The sequence below is a fragment of the Rhizobium brockwellii genome (genome assembly GCF_000769405.2).
In the GTDB taxonomy this organism is placed as follows: Bacteria; Pseudomonadota; Alphaproteobacteria; order Rhizobiales; family Rhizobiaceae; genus Rhizobium; species Rhizobium brockwellii.
Window position 1 is genome coordinate 13,187 of the sequence record NZ_CP053441.1, and the last position, 21,619, is coordinate 34,805.

The 21,619-nt window shown below is 62.4% G+C and carries 14 protein-coding genes; 5 read left to right on the plus strand and 9 right to left on the minus strand.

Annotated features, from left to right (window positions below):
• Positions 1 to 88: 88 nt before the first annotated feature.
• Positions 89 to 2,167, minus strand: coding sequence for a penicillin-binding protein 1C (pbpC, locus tag RLCC275e_RS28185; protein ID WP_033183813.1), 2,079 nt, complete (start codon positions 2,165 to 2,167; stop codon positions 89 to 91).
• Positions 2,167 to 7,632 carry an alpha-2-macroglobulin family protein gene (locus RLCC275e_RS28190; protein ID WP_033183812.1) on the minus strand — a complete coding sequence of 1,822 codons (5,466 nt, stop codon included), beginning with the start codon at positions 7,630 to 7,632 and terminating at the stop codon, positions 2,167 to 2,169. Before RLCC275e_RS28190 ends, pbpC begins: the two co-directional genes overlap by 1 nt.
• 198 nt (positions 7,633 to 7,830) lie before the next feature.
• On the opposite strand from RLCC275e_RS28190, the gene msrA reads away from it, so the two are divergent.
• On the plus strand, positions 7,831 to 8,535 hold the full coding sequence (gene msrA, locus RLCC275e_RS28195) for a peptide-methionine (S)-S-oxide reductase MsrA (RefSeq protein WP_033183811.1): 705 nt from the start codon (positions 7,831 to 7,833) through the stop codon (positions 8,533 to 8,535).
• Between the two features lie 26 nt (positions 8,536 to 8,561).
• Here msrA and RLCC275e_RS28200 read toward each other — a convergent pair whose 3' ends face one another.
• Positions 8,562 to 9,101: a L,D-transpeptidase family protein gene (locus RLCC275e_RS28200; RefSeq protein ID WP_033183899.1), complete on the minus strand. Its 540-nt coding sequence runs from the start codon at positions 9,099 to 9,101 to the stop codon at positions 8,562 to 8,564.
• 283 nt (positions 9,102 to 9,384) lie between these two features.
• Between RLCC275e_RS28200 and RLCC275e_RS28205 the strand changes: the two genes are divergently transcribed.
• On the plus strand, positions 9,385 to 9,825 hold the full coding sequence (locus RLCC275e_RS28205) for a response regulator (protein ID WP_033183810.1): 441 nt from the start codon (positions 9,385 to 9,387) through the stop codon (positions 9,823 to 9,825).
• A gap of 27 nt (positions 9,826 to 9,852) precedes the next feature.
• Here the strand turns inward: RLCC275e_RS28205 and RLCC275e_RS28210 are convergent, their stop codons facing one another.
• A complete protein-coding gene (locus RLCC275e_RS28210) occupies positions 9,853 to 10,593 on the minus strand; it encodes a TetR/AcrR family transcriptional regulator (protein WP_033183809.1) in 741 nt (246 codons plus the stop codon).
• Between the two features lie 275 nt (positions 10,594 to 10,868).
• Here RLCC275e_RS28210 and RLCC275e_RS28215 point away from each other — a divergent pair, with 275 nt between their 5' ends.
• Positions 10,869 to 12,068 carry a multidrug effflux MFS transporter gene (locus tag RLCC275e_RS28215; RefSeq protein WP_033183808.1) on the plus strand — a complete coding sequence of 400 codons (1,200 nt, stop codon included), beginning with the start codon at positions 10,869 to 10,871 and terminating at the stop codon, positions 12,066 to 12,068.
• Positions 12,069 to 12,209: 141 nt separating this feature from the next.
• Positions 12,210 to 13,499, plus strand: coding sequence for an MFS transporter (locus RLCC275e_RS28220; protein WP_033183807.1), 1,290 nt, complete (start codon positions 12,210 to 12,212; stop codon positions 13,497 to 13,499).
• Positions 13,500 to 13,532: 33 nt separating this feature from the next.
• Here the strand turns inward: RLCC275e_RS28220 and RLCC275e_RS28225 are convergent, their stop codons facing one another.
• The 5 genes from RLCC275e_RS28225 to RLCC275e_RS28245 form a co-directional block, all read right to left on the minus strand.
• Positions 13,533 to 14,570, minus strand: a complete 1,038-nt coding sequence (locus RLCC275e_RS28225) for a LacI family DNA-binding transcriptional regulator (RefSeq protein WP_033183806.1) — start codon at positions 14,568 to 14,570, stop codon at positions 13,533 to 13,535.
• A 133-nt stretch (positions 14,571 to 14,703) separates the two neighbouring features.
• Complete coding sequence (locus RLCC275e_RS28230; protein WP_033183805.1) at positions 14,704 to 15,744, minus strand: LacI family DNA-binding transcriptional regulator; 1,041 nt, start codon at positions 15,742 to 15,744, stop codon at positions 14,704 to 14,706.
• Between the two features lie 245 nt (positions 15,745 to 15,989).
• A complete protein-coding gene (locus tag RLCC275e_RS28235; RefSeq protein ID WP_033183804.1) occupies positions 15,990 to 16,304 on the minus strand; it encodes a hypothetical protein in 315 nt (104 codons plus the stop codon).
• 208 nt (positions 16,305 to 16,512) lie between these two features.
• On the minus strand, positions 16,513 to 18,411 hold the full coding sequence (locus RLCC275e_RS28240; RefSeq protein WP_033183803.1) for an ABC transporter ATP-binding protein: 1,899 nt from the start codon (positions 18,409 to 18,411) through the stop codon (positions 16,513 to 16,515).
• A 228-nt stretch (positions 18,412 to 18,639) separates the two neighbouring features.
• Positions 18,640 to 20,601: an ABC transporter ATP-binding protein gene (locus RLCC275e_RS28245; RefSeq protein WP_171816981.1), complete on the minus strand. Its 1,962-nt coding sequence runs from the start codon at positions 20,599 to 20,601 to the stop codon at positions 18,640 to 18,642.
• A 122-nt stretch (positions 20,602 to 20,723) separates the two neighbouring features.
• Between RLCC275e_RS28245 and RLCC275e_RS28250 the strand changes: the two genes are divergently transcribed.
• Entirely contained in the window at positions 20,724 to 21,341 is a 618-nt protein-coding gene (locus RLCC275e_RS28250; RefSeq protein ID WP_033183801.1) for a flavodoxin family protein, read from the plus strand.
• The last annotated feature ends 278 nt before the right edge of the window (positions 21,342 to 21,619 follow it).

Here is a 21,619-nt window from a genome sequence, read left to right on the forward strand (position 1 = left end):
TGGAAAGAGACCCTCCCGAACGGTTGCAGCCGGGTTTTTGTTCCCTTACAGCGCGGCGGCTCCTTTCAGACGCGCAAAGAACGATGCTTTAGTCGATGAAAACGCCGACGCTTGCGGCGCGTCCGGCCGAGTCGATGACGGTCAGTTTCGAGTAGCCGCCACCATCGGGCAGCCATTGCTGGATGCGCCGGCGGGAGAGGTCGGGCAGCGGCTTGCCGTTGGCAAGCCAGCGGAAAGGCGCGCGACCGCCCTGCAGCTTCAGCATCAGCGGTGACAGGTTGCCTTGCCCAGCGCCGAGATCGACATGCGCGCCTTCGGGGGGATAGATGATCTGCGGCGCGGCCTCGCGGCCGGAAGCGAGCAGGCCACTGGCATTGAGGGCGAAACGCCGCTGGCTGATCGGCAGCTCGGACTGGGCGATGCGCACGGCGCCTGCAGGCGGGCGGGGCAGCGGCGTCGTCGCAATGCCGGATTTGGCGAACCCCTCGAACAGGATCGGCGCGGCGGTGCCATAACCCGTCAATCCCGGCACGGCGCTATTGTCGGGCCGTCCGACCCAGACGCCGAGCACATAGCGTCCGTCATAGCCGACCGACCAGGCGTCGCGATAGCCATAGCTCGTGCCGGTCTTGTAGGCGATGCCGCGCTGCGGCGCGCCGGCGGGCGGAATGACCCCGGAGAGAATATCGGCGATGTTCCAGACCGCGACCGGTTCCAGCAGCGGTTCGCCGTCGAGCTTGGCCGGTGCACCGGTGACGCCGTCGCCGAGCCTAACCGGCTGACCGCGATTGGCGAGCGCCGTATAGAGCTGCACCAGATCCTTCAGGGTGATGCCGACGCCGCCAAGCCCGATCGCTAGCCCCGGCGTCTCGTTCGGCGGAAGGACCGGGCGTACCTCGGCGCGGCGAAAGCGGACCATCAGCCGCGACGGCCCGACGGCATCGAGCAGCTTTACGGCCGGCACGTTCAGCGAAAGCTGCAGTGCCTCGCGTACGGTGACGTCGCCCTGGTAGCTCATGTCGAAATTGCGCGGCCGATAACCGAAGAAATCGGCGGGCCGGTCTTCGATGATCGTCTCCTGGGACACCAGGCCCTGCTCAAAGGCCAACCCGTAGATGAAGGGCTTCAACGTCGAGCCCGGCGAGCGGTTGACGCGCGTCATGTCGATCCAGCCGGAGCGGCTGGCATCGAAATAATCGGCCGAGCCGACCTCGCCGACGATCGCGCCCGTCTGAGCATCCGCCATCACCATGGCAAGCGAGAGCTTCGGCCCGAGCTTGAATGCCGCTGCCCGCGCAACCGCTTCCAGCCCTTGCTGCACCTGTTTCTTCAGCGTTGTCTGATACTTGAGAACCGTCGGCTCCTTGCGAAGTGCTGATTCGGCGACATGGGCGGCAAGTGCGGGCAATTGCATGCGCCGCGCAGGAACTGCGACGCCTTCAGCCCGCTCCGCTTCGCCGTCGCCAACGGCTCTAGCGACCGCGACGCGGTCGAGCACGCGCTTGCGCGCGGTCTCGGCGGCCTTGAGGTTGCGGTCCGGCCGGCGCCGTTCCGGCAATTGCGGCAGGGCGACGAGCAACGCTGCCTCGGCGATCGTCAGGCGCCGCGGTTCCTTGCCGAAATAGGCAAGGCTTGCGGCGCGCACGCCTTCCAGATTGCCGCCATAGGGCGCGTGTGTGAGATAGAGGTCGAGAATCTGTTGCTTCGACAGCCGCCGCTCGATCTGCATGGCGCGCACCAATTGCAGGAGTTTTGCCGAAAGCGAGCGCCCTTCGCGCGGCTCGATCAGCCGCGCCACCTGCATCGACAGCGTCGAGGCGCCGGAGACGATGCGCCCGTTGCTAATCAGTTGCACGGCAGCGCGCCCGAGCGCCCAGGGGTCGACGCCGCCGTGGTCGTAGAAACGCTGGTCCTCATAGGCGATCAGCATGCGCAGGAATTGCGGGTCGACGTCGGAGGCCGCCGTCTTCAGCCGCCAGCGTCCTTCCGACGTCGCAAAGGCGCGCAACAATTGCCCGTCGGCATCCAGCACCTCGGCGGAGACGGCATTTGCCCTGTCCAGCGGCGGCGGAAAGGCCTTGTCGGCGGCATCGAGCGCAAAGAGAGCCGCACCGGCAAGAACGATGCCGGCTGCGGACCCGATCGCAAACTTGTGCCACCGCCTCATTATTGCGCCGTCACGACCTCCATCTTGCCGGTTGCCGTGCGGGCCGAAAGCTCCGGCCGGTACATGTCCTCGACGTTTGCGGCCGGATGGTCATAGGTGCCGGGAGTGACGGCGCGCACGACATAGGCGACGTTGAATTCGCGCTCATCGCCTGCTGCGCGGTTGAAGGCGGCGACGAAGCGATCGTAGCGGAATTCGGTATGGGCAGCGGAGATCTCGCCGATCCAGTCGAAATTCGTCATCTGGGCGCTGTCGACGAGATTCGGATTGTCGATCTCGAAGCCGGCGGGCAGAAGGTCGGTGATGACGATGCGCGACGGCCAGTCATTGGTTTCGCGCACATGGATGACCACGACGTAGCGTTCGTTCTGCTTCGCCTCGCTGACATTCGCTTCTTCGCCGTCGAGCGTGTAATAGGTCCGCTCGATGATGAAGCCGTCGCCGCCGGCCGGCAATGGCACAGTGGGGGCGGCAACGGTGGTGACCACAGCCGAAACCGTGTCGTTGGTTTGGTTGGTCAGCGTCAGCGGATGGTCAGCCAGGGCATCGCCGGTCATGCGTGCCATATAGGCACCGGTGTGTTCGGCCCCATTGACATCGACCTTCAGGCCGTCGTCACCGCCCTGGATGGCGCGCGCAGCAAGCAGCATCCAGGTTTCTTCCTGCGTGCTCTTATATTTGCTGCGCCCCCATTCCTTGCCGACCGCCTTGGCGAGTTCCGGGATGACAGGCGGTACCGGCCGGCTTTCGGCAGCGAGCGCCAGGATCGCCGCACCATCGCGCAGGATCGTGCCATAGTCGGTGCGCGACAGGTTCACGCGCGACACCATCGATTGCTCCGACATCTGCAGCGCGTCGAGGAAGATATTCTTCGAACGCTGCGCATCACCATAGAGCGCCAGTGCGGCGGCGATATGCGCCTTGGCGAGCGGCGTCGGGAAGTCATTGATCATCGTATCGGCATAGTAGCGCAGATCGCTGATCGCAGCCTTCTTGTTGCGCGCAAGGACGTAGATGGCATAGGCGATCTGGTCGCCCTGGCCCTTGATGTCGGTGGTGTAGGACAACGTATTCTGCAGGTTTTCGAGCGCCTGCACGAAAGCCCTTTCCGGCACGTCGTATTTCATTTCGCGGGCCCGCGTCAGGAAATCGGTGACATAGGAATCGAGCCAGACATCGCCCGAATCCGGTCCCCAGAGACCGAAGCTGCCGGCGGAGGCCTGATAGGAGAGCACGCGGTAGATTGCATCCTGCACGCGCTTCTTCACGTCATCATCGTTTTCCATGCCCGCCTGCTTCGCCACCTCGGCGAGGTAGAGCAGCGGCAGCGCCCGGCTGGTGGTCTGCTCGGCGCAGCCGAAGGGATAGCGGTCGAGCGTCATCAGCAGGGCTGGAATATCGAAGGCGGCCGACCGGGTGACGTTGACGCTGATCGAGGCGCCGGGCAACACGCTGTCGGCGAGCAGGTTCTTGTCGACGGTGAGCTTTGCCCCTGGCTTCAGCGCCAGCACCCGCCGTTCGGTAATCGGCAACGAGGCCGGGCGCACCGGCACGTCGACCGTCTGGTCGAGCGAGAGGCCGGACGCGTCGGAAAGGTTGATCGAGACGCTGCCGGCGCCCGGCTGCTTGCCGATGAGCGAAAGCGTCAGCTCGGATTTCGCGCCGGCCTCGAGGCGGATCGTCTCCGAGGCGGACGCTTCTTCGATGCCGACCGCATCATTTCCGGTCAGTTGCAGCTTGTAGTCGCCGGCCGGCGCATCGGTATTGGCGATGTCGAGCCGCAGATTGGCCTTGTCGCCGGGGGAGAGGAACTTCGGCAGGCTTGCGGTCACCACAACGGGATCGCGGATGATGACATCCTTGACGCCGTGGCCGACACCCATCTTCGACCAGGCGACCGCCATGACGCGCGCCGTGCCGTTGAACTGCGGAATGTCGAAGGAGACATTGGCCTTGCCTTCGGCGTCGAGCTTCACCGGCCCGGAGAAGAAGGCGACGAGCTTCTGCGTCGGCGGGCTTGCCTGCAGTGCCACGGCACCGCCATCGCCGCCGGTCCGGAGCTTGCCGGTCGCACCCAGCGAGCCGTCGATCAGGCGGCCATAGAGGTCGCGGATTTCGAGGCCGAGCTGGCGCTGGCCGAAATACCAGTCCTCCGGGTTCGGTGGTTCGTAGCGCGTCAGGTTGAGAATGCCGACATCGACGGCAGCAACCGTCACATAGGCGTCCTCGTTGGCGCCGGCGCCCGCCACCTGCAGGCCAATGTTCAGTGGTCCGCGCGGCAGCATCTTTTCGGGCGTGTCGAGCGTCACCTGCAGCGCGCGCTGTTCGGGATCGACCTTCAGCCACTTGATGCCGATCGAGCGCATCGGCATATGGCTGTCCTGGGCGTCGCCGGGGCGGAAGAGCGTGGCGGTCACATAAGCACCGGCACCCCAATCAGCAGTGACGGGGATGTCGACCTCGCCGCCAGTCTCGCCGATCGTGGCGTTCTGTACGGCAACCAGCTTTTCGGTTCCTGATGTCACCATCAGCTCGCCGCCATAGCGCGAGGTGACTTTCAGCTTGGCCGTTTCGCCGATCTTGTAGCTGTCCTTGTCGAGGGCGATCTCAAGCCCGTCGGGCGTTTCGGTCGAGGTCGAACTCACGAACCAGCCGGCGTCGAATTCGACGCTGGAGGTCGGGCCGTCGGCATCGGGGCTTTCCACTTCGAGGCGATAGCGGCCCCAGGTCACCGGCACGGAGATCTTGCCGCCGTCCATCGTCGCGTCGACGCTGCCGTTGGAGACCTGCTCGGCGGTGTAGACCGGCTCGTATTTCCAGGCCGTTCCCTCGCGATACCATTGGTATTGCCGGTTGAGGCTGTAGAATTTCCAGCGCAGGCCCTTCGCCTCCTGCTTCTGTCCATCGGCATTCACGCCGATCACCGTGAAGTTGGCGATCGAGTTCTCCGGCAGATCGTCGGAAAATTCCGGCTTGATACCGATCGACGCCCGCTCGTTCTTCACCGGAATGGTCAGAGTGCGCTCGATGGCGCGGCCGCCGGCTTCCTGCATGCGCATATAGACGGTGGCGTTCAGCAGTTGTGTCGTGGCCGGCAGCTCGCTGATGGTGAGATCCGTCGAGGCTTCGCCGTTCTCGTCGAGTTCCGGCAGGCCGTCGATCGGCAGGCGCGAATCCTCGCTCGCCTCCTCGTCGGCAAGGCCGAAGAGGAAGCCCTTGTAGGCCGCACTCTCACGCGTCGGCTTGACGACGACGTCGCCTTCCAGCGTCAGGCCGGCGGCCGGGGCGCCGTAGAGATATTTGCCCGAAACGGTGATCGTCGCCGGTGTGTCCGGACCAACTTCCTTGGCCTCGGTCTTGATCTCCATGTCGGTGCGATCGGGGACGAAATCGTCGACGAGGAAACTCTTGGTGGCGATCGCGCTGCCCTTGGGATCGGTATAGATGTTCATCGTCCAGGTGCCACGCATGGCGTTTTCCTGGGTCGGGAAATCGATGGAGTAGCCGCCGAGATTGCTGGTCTGGCTGACGATCCGCCGGTCTTCGACACCATCGGGACGGCTGAAGATGAAGGTGAGCGGCAGGTTCTCGATGGCGTTGCCGTCGGTGTCGCGGGCAAGTGCCTGCGCATGCACCGTCTCGCCGGCGCGGTAGATGCCGCGTTCGGTGTAGGTCAGCACGTCGATTGCGCCGGGTGCTGCGCGGCCCGTGACGCCGCGGTCGGAAAGGTCGAAGCCGGCGCGCGTCATGTCGAGGAAGACGTAGTCCGACGTGCCGTTTTTGGCGGTGATGACGGCCGGCGTCAGCGCCGCCGTGCCACGGATCAGGCCGGCGGTGAAGGTGGCGCGGCCGTCCGCGTCGGTGGTGGCAGTGCCGAGCACTTCGTTGTTCTTGGCGAGCAGCTGCAGCTCGACGCCTGCGATCGGCTTGGCCGAGGCGAGCGAGCGGGTGAAGACGTTGAGCCCGTCGGTGCCGGCATAGGTGGTGACGCCGATATCGGAGACCAGGAACCATTGCGTCGCCTGCGAATCCCACTCCTGCGCGGGGCCGTTTGCCGCCGTTGCGGTCATCACGTAAATGCCGGGCTTGCGCTCGGGCAGCGCCTCGTCGACCGGGAAGCTGGTGACGATGTCCTTGTTGAGTTCGTTGGCGATGTCGATCGAGCCCTGCCAGACGAGTTCGCCGTTCTGATCCTGGATGTTCTGGGCGCTGTAGCCGTCGAGCTGGGACAGGAACTGCGAATTGGTCAGCAGCGGCGCGATGGCACGATCGCCGATGCGGTAGAGTTTGAGGTTGGCCGAGGTCATATTGACCGAAACGATCGGGATGCCGCGGCGCGCCGTCGAGGGCAGCACGAAGCTGTCACCAGTGAAACGCACAATCTGGCTGCGGTCCTTGATGTAGACGTCGACGCTGACAGGTGCTTCCAGCACCTCGTCGACAGCCGACGGCAGGCCGGTCCGCAGGGCGATCTTATAGGTCTGGCCATGCGTCAGCCCTTCGACGCAGATCTGCTTGTCCTTGGTTTCGAGTGCCTTTGGTGCTTCGCCGTTCAACGTCACAAAGGGTGTGTAATCGGTGGTCTTGACGAGCGCCTCGGAGAAGGTGACGCAGGCACGAGGCGTGGCGCTGTCGGCATCGACAGTGTGTTCGGTGACGCGGAAGCCCTGCGTTGATTTCAGCTGCAGGTAGGCCGCCTGCACATCCTTGGCGCCGACGAGCGCCAGGCTGGCCTTGTAGGCGTCGAGCGCCGGGCGGTAGTTGGCATTCCGCTCCAGCGCAGTGGCGAGCACGGCCAGCGCCTCGGCGCGTTTGGCGGTGGTGCGCGTCAGCTCGTAGCCGTTCAGCGCGTCGAGCACGGCCTGGCCGGTCGTGTTGCTTTCGGCGCTGCCGAGCGAAGCTGCGGCGCGGGCGGTTTCGAGCCAGAGATCGGCGTCGTCAGGCGTGATCGACAGTGCGCCATGGAAGGACTTCAGCGCGTCGGCCAGATTGTTGGCAGTGAGGTCGATGCGGGCATTGGCCGTCAGGCTGTCGGCGCCCTGGCCCTGCTGGTCGTCGGCCAGGGTCAGATTATCCTTGAAGTCGTGGGCCTGCTGGATGAGATCGTTCGTGAGAAAGGTCAGGCGCGGCGCAGCGCCGATATCTCGCTCCTGCTGGGCGGCCGTTTCGACGATCTTGCCGGCGATGGCGCCGGGGAAAGCGTTCATCGTCTTGAAATCGGATTTCAGGAAGCACCATTTCACCTTGGGATTGTAGGTGAAGGCCTTGCAGCTCTTGTCGCCGATGCAGGATGTCTTGCACTGATCGAGCGAGACGTTCTGCTCGGTGCGAAGATCGAAGCCGAAGAAATCGGCGTCCTTGATCGTCTGGATGTCGCGCTTGGTGTCCGCCGCGGCGGCGGGAAAGCTGATGGCGATCGTGGAAAATGCGATTGTCGCGAAAGCGAAGAACGAGCGCACGGACATAGGTTCCCCCCGGAAATGCTGGCTCTGACCGGCGGCACTCTCCTAACTCCTCGCGAGATTGTCAACTCAAGTTGAGCGCTGTTTCATGTTCGCACAGGCGCTTTCGTCTGGCTGTCACATCGGCGTGAGTGACCGCCTTGTGATTTGCGACTTTTGCAAGGATGAGCAAGGATTTGGGCCATCGCAGGAGGTAGCGCCATGTCCACGTCTTCCCACCGCAGGAGCCTTGCCGCGCTCCTTGCTGCCACTCTATTCTCGCTCGGCGTGTGTGTCGCGGACGCGGCCGAGGATGCCGTCGTCATCCCGCCGCCAGCCATTGACGAGGCCTCCAGCTCAGGCACCGAGACGGCTATTTTCGCCGGAGGTTGTTTCTGGGGCGTCCAGGGCGTCTTCCAGCACGTCAAGGGCGTTGAGAGCGCCGTCTCCGGTTATGCCGGCGGCGACGCCAAAACGGCGCAGTACGAAACCGTCAGCACCGGCTCTACGGGTCACGCCGAATCCGTCCAGGTGACGTTCGATCCGAAACAGGTGAGCTACGGCAAGTTGCTGCAGATCTTCTTCTCGGTGGCGCACAACCCGACGCAGTTGAATTTTCAGGGCCCGGACCAGGGAACGCAGTACCGTTCGGCGTTGTTCGTTGCCGATCCCGAGCAGCGCAAGGTCGCCGAGAGCTATATCAGCCAACTCGACAATGCGCATGTCTTCCCGCAGCCGATCGTCACCAAAGTGTCCGAAGCCACAGGCTTTTATCCGGCCGAAGCCTATCATCAGGATTTCCTGACGCTCAATCCGACCTATCCCTATATCGTCTACAACGACCTGCCGAAAATAGAGAACCTGAAGTCGCTGTTTCCCACTGACTACCGCGGCAAACCGGCGCTCGTGCTGAAGACCAAGAGCTGATGAAGCCGACAGCTTAGAGCGATAGTTCAGGGCACAATTTCTATGGGTGTATGGTTGGGGACGCGGGCCCAAATATCGCGCATTTCCGCGTTGGTGACTGCGATACACCCGTCCGTCCAATCCCACAGTTGATGGGCGTTTCCGACTAGGCCCCATCCGTTGGGAAGCCCGTGGATCATGATATTGCCGCCGGGAGGAAAGCCACCTGCTTCAGCGTCGCGCCGATCATCGGGGCTTGGATATGAGATGTGCAGGCTCAGATGCGCCATGGACTGAGGATTTCGCCAGTCTATTTCATAACGTCCTTCAGGTGTTTTCTCGTCACCTTCCCGTTGCTTGGGACCCTCATCGGCAGCCGTCCCAAGAGAAATCCGATATGTAGAGAGGGGAGCATCGCCTCTGAGAAGGACCATGCGACGTTCGGCTTTATAAACACGAATGAGGTCAGCCCGCTGCTCTAGCGGCGCAGCTGGAGGCGGCGAGCCTGAGCCGATCTTGGCCATCAATTTAGTATAAACGAACAAGCTGACGACCACGGCGGCCAAAATGATAAATTTGTTTCTCAACAATGATCCTCGTCCTTGAGCTCACGGAATGGCTATATCGTCTTATCGCGCCCTCATCCAGAAGGCGCATGCTTGAGACGGAGCACGCTCCGATGCCGCCTTTTTTCTTCGCTCCCTTATTCTTAAGAATATATCAACGTTAACAATATCTTAAATACAGGAAATCGCGTTCCACCACGGAACATATCGTTGAGTCGCCCGTTACCACCGTGAGTTTCGTGTGGGATAAGCTGCCGGAGCGGATCCCTCTTTAGAAGTACAGGCGTAACCAAGGGGACGTATCATGGCCACCAATGTCGTGCGGCGCTGGCAACGAGATGATCTCATGAAACAGAGAGTATTGATCGTCGAAGATGAATTCCTGATCGCGCTCGATCTCGAGGCGACGGTGGAAGGCATGGGCATGCAGGTTGCGGGCCTTGCGCATGATCGCGAACAGGCGCTGCGGCTGGCGCCGCTTGCCGATATCGCCTTCGTCGACGTCAATCTCGCCGACGGCCCGACCGGGCCTGAGATCGGCCGACGGCTGGCGCAGGAGCACGGCATTGCCGTCGTCTTCATGACCGGCAATCCCGAAGTGGTCGCCGATGGCGTCAAGGGCGCGGTCGGCGTGGTTCAGAAGCCGGTCATGCCGTCGGTTGTCGAACAGCTGGTGAAATATCTTGCCGCGCGCCGCGTCGGCATGTTCGCGGTCGTGCCCGCACAAATGACGGTCTTTGCCTGATCGGAGGGCTTGACCGGAAGGGCCCGATCAGCCTGATATGGTTGCGAGTTGCGGCGGATGGCCGGTCGTTTCCGCCCCTGGCCTGCCATAGGCCTTGAGAAAAGTGCGAACCGCGTTGCGCGCTGCCTTTTCCAGTTCTTCATCGGTGGGTGTGGCGCCGAGAAAGATCATCATCTGCAGGTCGGCATTGCCGAGTGCCACGAACTGCCGGGCGGCGACGTCGAAATCGTCGATGATAAGCGCTTGCCTGTGGGCAAGCCGCGCGAAAAGTGCTGACAGTGCGGTGATCAGCTTGCCTGGCCCCTGCTGGCGCCAGCTTTCAAAGAGGTGCGGATATCGCTCGCCCTCGGTCTGCACCAGCTTGCGCAGGAATTTTCCGTCGTGGTTGCAGATGCAGTTCTTGTTGAGGCGCACGGCGAAGGCCGTCAGCTCGTCCTCCAGATCGTCGGCACGTTCAGGAAAGGTCGACAGCACCGAGAACAGCATGGCGTTGGCGCGGTTCATGACGTCTTCGACGACGGCGACGAACAGCGTTTCCTTCTCGCGATAGTGATTGTAGATCGTCTGGCGGGAGACGCAGGCGACGGCGGCGATCTCGTCGATGCTGGCGCCGGCAAAACCCTGGCGGCAGAATACGTCGGCCGCGGCATCGAGGATCGACATGCGCTTGGCGCATTGTCCGCGCTGCGTATGCCCCGTCATCCGGGCTGCCGGTGTCATGCGTTCTTTCATGACAGCGAAGATAAGACGTCTTGACGTTTTAGACAATGGCGTCTAATTTTACATCTGTGTCCAAATTTGTTGACAGTCTTGGTTCCGTCGCTGGAGATATGAGCTCCCAACTTCGTCTTCGCGCGAACGATCATCATTGAACCCTAGCGCATCGGCCCGAAAATCGGTTCCGATTTTCGGAAAGCACGATGCGTAAATTCAAAGAGTTAGAGCGTCCTTTGTGCGTCCGAGAGGACGCACGGCGCTCTAAGAGCAATGTGGCGGAGCGACGATCCGGTACCTCCGCTGCGCTTTTATGAAAGAACACCATTATGACGGCTCCTTTCTTTCGCATTGCCCTCATTCTCGGCCTTCTGTCGGCCATCGGGCCTTTTGCCATCGATATGTATCTGCCTGCGCTGCCGTCCATCGGCCAGGACCTGCATGCCGATAACAACGTCACCCAGCTCACTCTTCTCGCCTTCTTCATCTCCTTTGCGCTCGCCCAGCTGGTCTATGGTCCGCTGTCGGATATGTGGGGCCGCAAGCTACCGCTCTATCTCGGCATCGGCCTCTTCGCCGTCGCCTCGATCGGCTGCGCGCTGGCGACCGATATCGAAACGCTGATCGCTTTCCGTTTCGTTCAGGGTATCGGCGGTGCCGCCGGCATGGTCATTCCGCGCGCCATCGTCCGCGACATGCATACCGGCGTCCAGGCCGCCCGCCTGATGTCGCTGCTAATGCTGGTCTTTTCGATCTCGCCGATCCTGGCGCCGTTGACGGGCAGCGCCGTCATCGAGTTTTACGGCTGGCGCGGCGTATTCTGGGCCGTGACGATCGCCGCCTTCATCGGCCTCGTCCTGCTTGCGACACAGCTTGACGAAACCCGTTCGGCGACCGAACGCAGCGGCAGCGGTCTGAAGAGCGCCATGGCGGCCTACCGCCTGCTGCTTGCCGACCGCAACTTCCTGACGCTGACCTTCATCGGCGGCCTCGGCATTTCGAGCTTCCTCGTCTATCTCGCCAATTCGCCCTTCGTGCTGATCCAGCATTACGGGCTGACGCCGACGCAATACAGCTTCGCCTTCTCGATCAATGCCGTGTCCTTCTTCGCGGTATCGCAGGCCACGGGCTGGCTCGGCGAGCGTTTCGGCCTGGTGCGCGTCATGCGGATTGCGGTCAGCGCTTATGCGCTTGCGATGGTCGTGATGGCGGTGGTGATGGCTTCTGGATTCAATCAGCTGCCTGTCCTGGCGACCTTCCTGTTCATCGGCTACGGCTTCCTCGGCCTCGTCATCCCGACGAGCGCGGTGCTTGCCCTTGAGGATCACGGCGAGATCGCCGGCACGGCCTCGTCGCTGATGGGCACGCTGCACTTCGCAATCGCCGCCGTCGCCATGGTCGTATCGAGCGTCTTCTTCGACGGTACAGCCGTTCCGATGGCCGCCGGCATCGCGCTCTGCGCCTTCTCAGCCTTCGCGCTGACCCAGGCGACGATCGGCCGTCGCGCGGCTGTTGCCGCTGCTGAATGATCTAAAGACAGGCCGCACCCGGTGTCCGGGTGCGGCCATATGATCCGGTCGCCGCGCCTGAGAAAATGCAATGCGCGGTTGATTATCGGTTGACCGCTCTATCTACGCCGTGGCGAAGCATGGTCATATCGGAGGATACTTATGGTCGACGAGAAGCGGCTGATCTCGAAAATCACCTGGAAGCTGATGCCATTTCTCGGCATCCTTTATCTCATCGCCTATATCGACCGGCAGAACGTCAGTTTCGCCAAGCTGCAGATGGTCGATGCCCTCGGAATGAGCGAATATGCCTACGGCCTCGGCGCTTCGCTCTTCTTCATCGGCTATTTTCTTTTCGAGGTGCCGAGCAACCTCTTCCTCGACAGGCTCGGCGCCCGTGTCTGGTTCGCCCGCATTCTGGTCTCCTGGGGCATCGTCACCATCGCGCTCGCCTTCACGCAGAACGCGACGATGTTCTATATCCTGCGCTTCCTGCTCGGTGTCTGCGAAGCCGGCTTCTTTCCCGGCGTCCTCTATCTGCTGACGCTGTGGTTTCCCTCGGCCTATCGCGGCAGGATGGTGGGACTGTTCATGATCTTCAGTGCCATCGCCAATGCCGTCGGTGCGCCGCTCGGCGGCGTACTGCTCGATCTCGACGGTCTTTACGGCTTTGCCGGCTGGGAGTGGGTGTTCCTGGCGACCGGTGTTCCGGCTGTGATCGCCGGCATCGTCACCTTCTTCTACCTTCCCGGCCGGCCTGAAAGTGCAAGCTTTCTGAGCAGCGAGGAGAAGGACTGGCTCGAACGCAGGCTCACTTCCGAAAATGCCGGCATGGGCGAGAATGCTGGAAACGGCTTCAAGGCCCTCATCGATCCGCGCGTTCTGCTGATGGCGCTCTGCTATGTCGCCTTTCCGCTTTCGGCCTATGGGCTGAGCTATTGGCTGCCGACCATCGTCAAGGCTTTCGGCGTCAGCAACACGGTGAACGGCTTCCTCAACATCATCCCCTGGGTGCTGGTCGCGATCGCGCTCTATGTCGTTCCCGCCATGGCCGACAAGGCGCAATCGAAGACGCCCTATATCGTCATTCCGGCTTTCATCGGCGCTGGCTGCCTGCTGCTCTCGGCGCTGATCCCGAACCACACTTTGCAATTCGCCTTCCTCTGCGTTGCCGCTGCCGGGATCTTTGCGCCCCAGCCGGTGTTCTGGAGCCTGCCCTCACGTTTCCTCAAGGGCGCGGGAGCTGCAGCCGGCCTTGCCGCCATCAATTCGGTCGGAAATCTCGGCGGTTTCGTCGCCCAGAACGTCGTGCCCTGGATCAAGGAAGCGAGCGGCAGCACGATCGCGCCGATGTTCTTCCTGGCCGCCTGCCTGGCGGCCGGAGCCCTGCTGGTCTTCTTCGTCACGCATCGGCTGTCGAGCAGGGAGCAGGCTGCTCCAAGCCGGGTCTGATACAAGCCGCGAAACATATCTGCGCGGTGGGCTTCAGGCCGTCAGCGTGAAAGCGTCGCTTTCGCCGGGAACGAGTTCCAGCGGCCAGATCCTGTTGCGGGCGCCCTGCGGATAGTGATCGGCATAGGTCGGCATGGTGGCGAGCAGGGTTTCGCCGAGCTGGGCGCCGAGGTCGCGCAGCGACATGCGGAAGGACGTCAGCGTCGGCTGCAGGAAAAGCGTGCGCGGCTCCTCGCGGAAACCGACGACGGCGAGGTCACGGCCGGGCGCGACGCCGGCCTCGGCAAGCCGTCGGTAAAGCCCGATCGCCATCAGTTCATGGATCAGGATGATCGCCGTCGGCCGCTGCTTGATCATCAGCAATTCGTGGCCGGCCTGATAGCCGCCCTGTTCGCTCGACTTGACCCGGATGACGAGGGCCGGGTCGAAGGGGATATCATGCCGTTGCAGCGCCTGGCGGTAGGCGTCGAGGAAGAGGTAGCCGAGATTGATGTCGGAGGAGGGTGCAGCCACCGCGATCCGCCGGTGGCCTTTGGCGACGAGCCGGTCGACGCCGCGCGTCGCCACGCCCTCGAAATCGAGATCCATCCAGGTGTAACTGCCGCCCGACGCGCTGCGGCCGAGCGTCACGAAGGGGATGCGGGCCTTTTCCAGAAGCTCTATGCGCCGGTCGGTGCGCCGTGTCGCAGAGATGATCAGCGCGTCGACAAGGCGGCGCGCCACCATGCGCTTCAGATATTCGTGTGGGTCCTCGTCATCGGGGCAGGGTAGCATGACGAGATCGAGCTTGTGACGGGAAAAGACGCTCTGCAGCCCGTCGGTGACGCCAAGGAAGAAGTCGTCGCTGTTTTCGACCGTCTCGCGGCTCACCTCGAGCATCAGCCCGATGACGTTGGTCATGCCCTGGCGAAGGCTGCGGCCCGACTGGTTGGCGACGTAACCGAGCTCTTCGGCGGCGGCGAGCACGCGACGGCGCGTTTCGTCGTTGACGTCGGGCTTGCCGTTCAGCGCACGGGATACGGTCCCGATCGAAATGTCGAGATGCTCGGCGAGCTGGCGAATTCCCTTCATCTCAGGCGATCTTCCTCCCCAATGCATGTCGCCCAAAAGTGTGCAGCGGTTTTGGGACAACGACATGCGGCAAATAAAGCGTCATGCCCCTTCTTGCCACAGGATGGCGCCCGCGAAAAGCCGCGCGGAAAGGTCAGGGTCTGAAGCTCTGGCGGATGACGAGTTCCGGAATGACGCGTTCGTAACCCGGAGGCGCATCGGGATTTTCAAGCCGCCGCTCCATCAATTTGACGGCACGCAGCGCCATGGTCAGCGGGTCCTGGCGGAAGGTGGTGAGCCTGTAGCTCAGCCAGGAGGATTCCGGCACGTCGTCGAAGCCGATGACGGCGACGTCCTCGGGGATGCGCAGCCGCGCTTCCAGGCGCACGACATCCATCAGTCCGAAGGCGATCTGGTCGTTGGCGCAGAAAACGGCGTCGGGCTTTATTGTCTCCGAAAAGAGTGCGCGCGCGGCGGCAACACCGCCGTCATAGTCCGAATCGCCGCCGCGTCCGATGACGACGGATGTGCCGAGCGACTCGGCGGTCGACAGAAAAGCGCTCTCGCGCTCGATGATAGCAGGCGTTCCCGTGTTGGAGCCGACGACCGCAAGCCTCCGTCTGCCGCTTTCGTAAAAGGCCGTCGCCGCCTTGCGGGAGGCTTCGGAGTTGCCGGCGCGCACATGGTCGGCGTCGGGTTCCGATCGGCCGATCACGACGAGCGGCTGGCCGTTTCGCTGTGCGAGTTCGAAGAAACTCGCCGGCGGCGAGCCGGACAGAATGATGATCGCCTCGGCGCGGTGGCCGATCAGCATCTTCTGTGCGGCGAGCAGCTCGTCTTCCGTCTGGCCGGTGTTGATGAGGATCGGGATGCTGCCGCGTTTGATCAGGGCTTTGGCAAGTGCTGCCGCCAGATGCGCGCGAAAACCCACTTCCGGCCGGGTCGCGACGATGCCGACGAGGCGGCTTTGATTGGCAAGCACGCCGCGCGCCAGGTCGTTGACGTGGTAGCCGAGCTCTTGCGCTGCCCGCAGTACCTTTTCGCGCGTCGTCGGAGCGACGCTGGCACCCGGCGTGAAGGTGCGTGAGACCGCGGAGCGCGAAACGCCCGCCAGTTGCGCTACCTGTTCGGCGCTGACGAACCGCATGCGTTCTTTCTTCGGCGCCTTGGCGCCGTTCATTGGACCATCATTCATCGGCTTTCAGCTATTGATCGTCTCTGACAGCCGGATGACAAGCGATCGCATGGCACCAGATTTTTTCGAAAAGGGGAATAACCGCGGAATAAGCTGACATGGCGCTCAAACGCAGCCAATGTTCATTGCAGAACGTGCCGGGCTGCGGACGAACCTCGGCTGAGGGGACGAATACGAGCGGCGACGACGAATGATCAGGTCACGCCGCTCGAGAGTTCGGCTCCCGGTGACGGGTTCTGAACCCGTTATTCGCAGACGCGTACAGTTTCGGCATGATAGCCGCCGTCATAGCGGTTGCGGACATCGCGGTCCTCATACCAGCATCTCGGCGCGGGTTCGACATAGCGAGGGCCGTCGACATAACGAGGCTCTTCGACGTAGCGAGGGCCGCCATTGGCGATTGCGCCGCCGATCAGGCCGCCGACGACGCCTGCGGCAACGCCGCCGGCGATGATTCGGCCAGTATTGTCGTGATGGCGGTGATCGCGTGCGGCAGCAGGCTGAATAGCCGATCCAACAAGGGCCGTCGCGATCAACAGGCTGCTAATAACTCGTTTCATAACATTCTCCTCAGTGGCACTCGCCCCAGATAAGAGAGAAATGCGGCAGCAACGCGTTGGTTCGTTCAAACTTTGCGACAGGCATTAATGCACGCCCTAAACGAGAGCGCCGTGCGTCTTTACGACAGCACAAAAGACGCTCTAACACTTTCAATCCTCGCATCGCGCTTTCCGAAAATCGGCTCCGATTGTCGGAAAGCACGATGCGCTAGGTCGCCGATTCCGCTGCCGTCGTCTCTTCCAGCACGTCTTCGGGAATGTCGTCGAAGGAGGAGTAGTTCAGATTGTAGAGCTTGGAATAGAGTTTGCCGTTCTTCATCAGCTGGCGGTGGTTGCCGCTTTCGATGACTTCGCCGTTCTGCAGCACGATGATGCGGTCCGCCTCGCGGATCGTCGCAAGCCGATGGGCGATGACGAGGCCGGTGCGGTTTTCGAGCAGCTTCACCAGCGCCTTCTGGATCAGCATTTCGGTATAGCTGTCGATATTGGCCGTCGCCTCGTCGAGCACGAGGATCTTTGCGTCCGCCACCAATGCGCGGGCAAAGCTCAACAGCTGGCGCTGGCCGAGCGAAAGGTTGCCGCCGCGCTCGCCGAGAACGCTGTCGTAACCATCGGGCAGGCGCATCACGAAGTCATGCGCGCCGACGGCCTTTGCCGCCTCGATCACCTGCTCGCGCGTCGCCTCCAGCTTGTGGTAGCGGATGTTTTCGAAAACGGTGCCGGTAAAGAGGAAGGGTTCCTGCAGCACCATGGCAATCTGCGCTCCGAGCGAATCCTGCGTCAGATGACGCACATCGTCGCCGCCGACCAGCACCTGGCCCTGCTGCACGTCGTAAAAGCGATGGATCAGCGACATGCAGCTCGACTTGCCGGACCCTGTCGGGCCGACCAATGCCACCGTCTCGCCGGGATTGACCTTGAAGCTGACATGCTTCAGCACCGGATGCTTCGGATTGTAGCCGAAGACGACGTCCTTGAATTCCACCGAGCCGTCCATGTCGCGCGATAGCGCCGTGGCACCAGGCGCATCCTTGATGTCGACAGGCACGTCGAGCACTTCGGTCAGCCGCTGGCCGGAAGCCATGGCACGCTGCATCACCGAATATTGCAGGGTCAGCGAACGGATCGGGTCGAAGAAGCGCTGAATGTAGAACAGGAAGGCGACGAGCACGCCGACATCGAGCGCCTGATTGAGAACGCGGGCGCCGCCGACGACGATGACGAGCGCCATCGCCACGCCGGTCAGGCTATCGACGATCGGCACCATCACCTGCGCATAGCGCGCCGCCGTCAGATGCGTCTGCAAGTTGGCGTGCGCCTTGTCGTCGTAAAGCGTGAAGTTGACGCCCTGCCTGTCCATGCTTTGGACCGCACGCACACCGTGGATCGCTTCGGCGAGGGCGCCAGCGGCAATCGAATTGGTCTCGTGCGCGGCCATGAAGGATTTGCGCGCCAGCGGCAGCCAGAACAGCCTGACGATGAACAGCACCGGCAGCACCGAGAGCGTCAATAGTCCCAATTTGAAATCGAGATAGAGCATCACGAAAATGATGCCGAAGAGCAGCACGATGTCGCCGACTGACAGCACCGAGGTTTCGAGGAATTCCTGCATCGAGTTGACGTCGCCCTGCAGGCGGGACATCAGCCGGCCGACTTCGGTCTTGTCCATGAAGGAGAGCGAAACGCGTTGGAGATGCGAAAACATCGCCTTGCGGATATCGAAGAGCACATCTTCCGCCACGCCGCCGACCAGCGTCTCCTGCGCGTAGCTTGCCGCATAGTTGATGAGGATGGCAATCGTGAAGGCGACGATCGACCAGCCCAGCGCCGAATGATTGCCGCCCGGCGACATGCCATGGTCGATGGCATAGCGGATGATCAGCGGGATGGTGAGCTGCATCATTGTGAAGGTCAAAACTGCGACGACGGACCAGAGGACCTGGCGGCGATAGGGGTGAACGAAAACCCAGATGCGCTTGACGATGTTGCCGTCGAAGGCCTTGCCGAACATCTCCTCCTCGACGCGATGCGAACCAACCACCGCCCGCGGCGGGCGGCGTCCATCCTCGCGAACGTCGGGGCGCTCGGTTTCCAGTTCCTCGGCCATGTCATTCCTCCCGCGGCCATCACTTCCGGTGGCCTGCACATTCAGTACTTATCCTCTCTTCTCCCCAGCGGGGAGAAGGTGCCCGAAGGGCGGATGAGGGGGCCGCACGGCACACCCTTATTTGCCCATCGCTTCCGCTCAGGGCACTCGTCGCTATCGCTCCTCGCCCCCTCATCGCCTTGCTTTGCTCGGCACTTCTCCCCGGTGGGGAGAAGAGGGAGTACGTCGCTAGGCGCTCAAGACCTCGTCGCCCGGCCGCACCTGTAGCTCGTAAAGTGCTTTGTAGCGCCCGCCGAGCGACAGCAGCGCCTCATGCGTGCCGCGCTCGACGATCCGGCCGTCTTCGACGAACAGGATCTGGTCGGCATGCATCAGCGAACTCAGGCGGTGAGCGACGATGAGAGTCACGCGGTCGGCGGCGTAGCGGCGCATGGCGCCGCGAATGCGCTGCTCGGTGGCAGCATCGATTGCCGCCGTCGAATCGTCGAATACCATCACCGCCGGTTTCAGCATCAGCGTGCGGGCGATCGAAAGACGCTGCCGCTGGCCGCCCGACAGCGAAACGCCGCGCTCGCCGACGACGGTGCCGTAACCTGTCGGAAGGCCGAGCACGTAGTTGTGCAGCTGGGCGCTTTCGCTGGCGCGTTCGATCCGGCCTTCCTTCGCCCACGGGTCGCCATAGGCGATGTTGTTTTCGATCGTCGTGGTGAACAGGAAGGAATCCTGCTGCACGACGGCAACCGCCCGGCGCAGCGATTGCAGCGTCGCCTTGCGGATGTCCTGGCCATCGATGGTGATCTTGCCGCCGCTGACGTCGTAGAAGCGGGGAATAAGATGGGCGATGGTCGACTTGCCGCTGCCGGGAGGCCCGACGATGCCGATCGTCTGGCCACGCCTGGCTTCGAAGGAGACATCGTCGAGAACGGTGCGCTTTTCGGAACCCGGATAGGCGAAGCTGACGTTTTCGAAGCGCAGCACGCCGTCGGTGAGGTTCAGCTCCTTCGCATCCGGCGCATCCTTGATCGCGACGTCGAGGTCGAGCAGGGCAAAGAGGCGCGAGCCGCAGGTGGAGGCGCGGGCGAAGGCATTGACCATCAGGCCGAGCTGGCGCACCGGCATCTGCAGGATGGTCATGAAGGTCAGGAACGAGGCCAGCGTGCCGACGGTGATTTCGCCCGACATCACCTTGCCGCCGCCGAACCAGAGCACCAGGCCCATCGCCGCGAAGAAGGAGAGGGTCATGGCGCTGGTGTTGGTGACGCGAATGCCGACGCGCTGATGCGCGAGCGCGAGCGCGCTCTTCGACGCGGCCTCGAACTTCGAAATCTCGTGTTGGTGGGCGGCAAAGGCGCGCACGACGCGGATGCCGCCGAGATTTTCCTCCATGATGCGGGTCAGCACCGAAAGCCGTTCCTGCAGGTCGAGCCAGGTGGCGCGCAGCTTGAGTTGCGTCACCGACGAGCGCCAGCCGACGAAGGGTACGAAGCTCAGCGCCAGCAGGCCGAGCAGGATATCGGTCGACAGCAGCATATAGGCGCCGATGCCGATCAGGATAGACAGCAGGATCATCCGGACGAGTGCCGTGGAAAAGTACATCCGCACGCCTTCGAGATCGAGCAGGCCGACGGTGATCAGGTCGCCGGAATGCACGGTGTCATGAAAGCTGAAAGAAAGTCGCTGGATCTTCTCGTAGCAGGCCAGCCGCAATTCGTAGCCGATGTGATGGCCGACGGCTTCGCTGTAATAGTTCTGGACCATGGTGAAGAGGCCGCGCAGCACGCTGGCGCCAAGCAGCAGCAGCGCCGTGGTCAAAAGCGCGTCCTGTGCCGCCTGGCCCGCGGCACCGCCGGTCATCGCCATCTGCGTGTGGTCGACGGCGTGGCCGAGAAGGCGCGGGATCATCAGCTGGAAGGTCGAGGCGACAAGCGTGGCGCCGATCGCAAAGCCGGATTGCCAGGGGTGGCGGAAGGCCATCATGGTGATACGCACCAATGTGAAGAGGCCTCGGCCCCAGCCTGCCGCAGTTGCAAGCGCCATCGAAGCCGAAGGCTTCGTCGCGCGTGTTAACGCATCGCTGCTCACGGTATTTTTTCCAATAGATGTGTGGTCGGACGCTGGCCCGAAAAGACGGCAAATCCATGAAGGGATTGATAGCATCTTCACTTTTGCCGATTCCATTTGGGGGTTCAAGTAAAGAATTCACCAGTTGGTTATTTTTACGTGAGGTCGCCTCGCATCCGGGCGGGAACAATCTGCGCGCGAACGGGTTGCAGCAGGCGAACGCCAACCGCCGACCGCTATCGGAGAGAGCCATGCCGCTCAAAGCCCTCGCCCTCAACGCCACGCTGAAGACCAGCGACGCCAAGGACGCGTCCTCGACCGACCGGATGATCGGTCTGATCGACAAGGTGATGTCCGCTCACGGTGTCGTCACCGAAGTGCTTCGCCTCGCCGATTTCAACGTCAAGCCGGGCGTCACCTCCGACGAAGGCGCCGGCGATGACTGGCCTGATATTCGCGCCAAGGTGCTCTCCGCCGATATCCTGCTGATGGCGACGCCGATCTGGCTCGGTCAGCCATCCAGTGTCTGCAAGCGGGCGCTGGAGCGCATGGACGCCTTCCTCGAGGAGACCGATGATGAGGGCCGCATGGTCTCCTATGGCAAGGTCGCGACGGTTGCCGTCGTCGGCAATGAGGACGGCGCCCATCATGTGTCGGCCGAGCTCTTCCAAGCGCTGAACGACGTCGGTTTCACCATTCCGGCCAATGCAGTCGCCTATTGGGTTGGCGAGGCAATGGGGTCCACCAATTTCGTCGATCTCGACAAGGTGCCGAAGGTCGTGACCAATGCCGTCGACATGCTGGCCCGTAACACGGCGCATATGGCGGGCCTGCTGAAGGCAAAACAATATCCGGGCGAGGGCAGTTGAGGCCGCTGCCGAGCTGACATGTTTAAGTTCAATTCCCGGCTCGGGGAGCACAGGTCGACCGAGCTTCCACGGAATACGTCTAAATTATGTTTTATTTCAATATCTTGCAGATAAGTGGCAACAAACCTCTTGCCACCTGCGCCATTTAGCGCTTTCATACACTACCAGTTTGATAGACTATGGACGAGCGTGCTTGCTCCCCTAGTTTCGTTGCGGGGCCGCTGGTTCGGAGCCCGATGCCGCGGCAGGTGTTGTGAATGGCCGCATGAACCTCATCA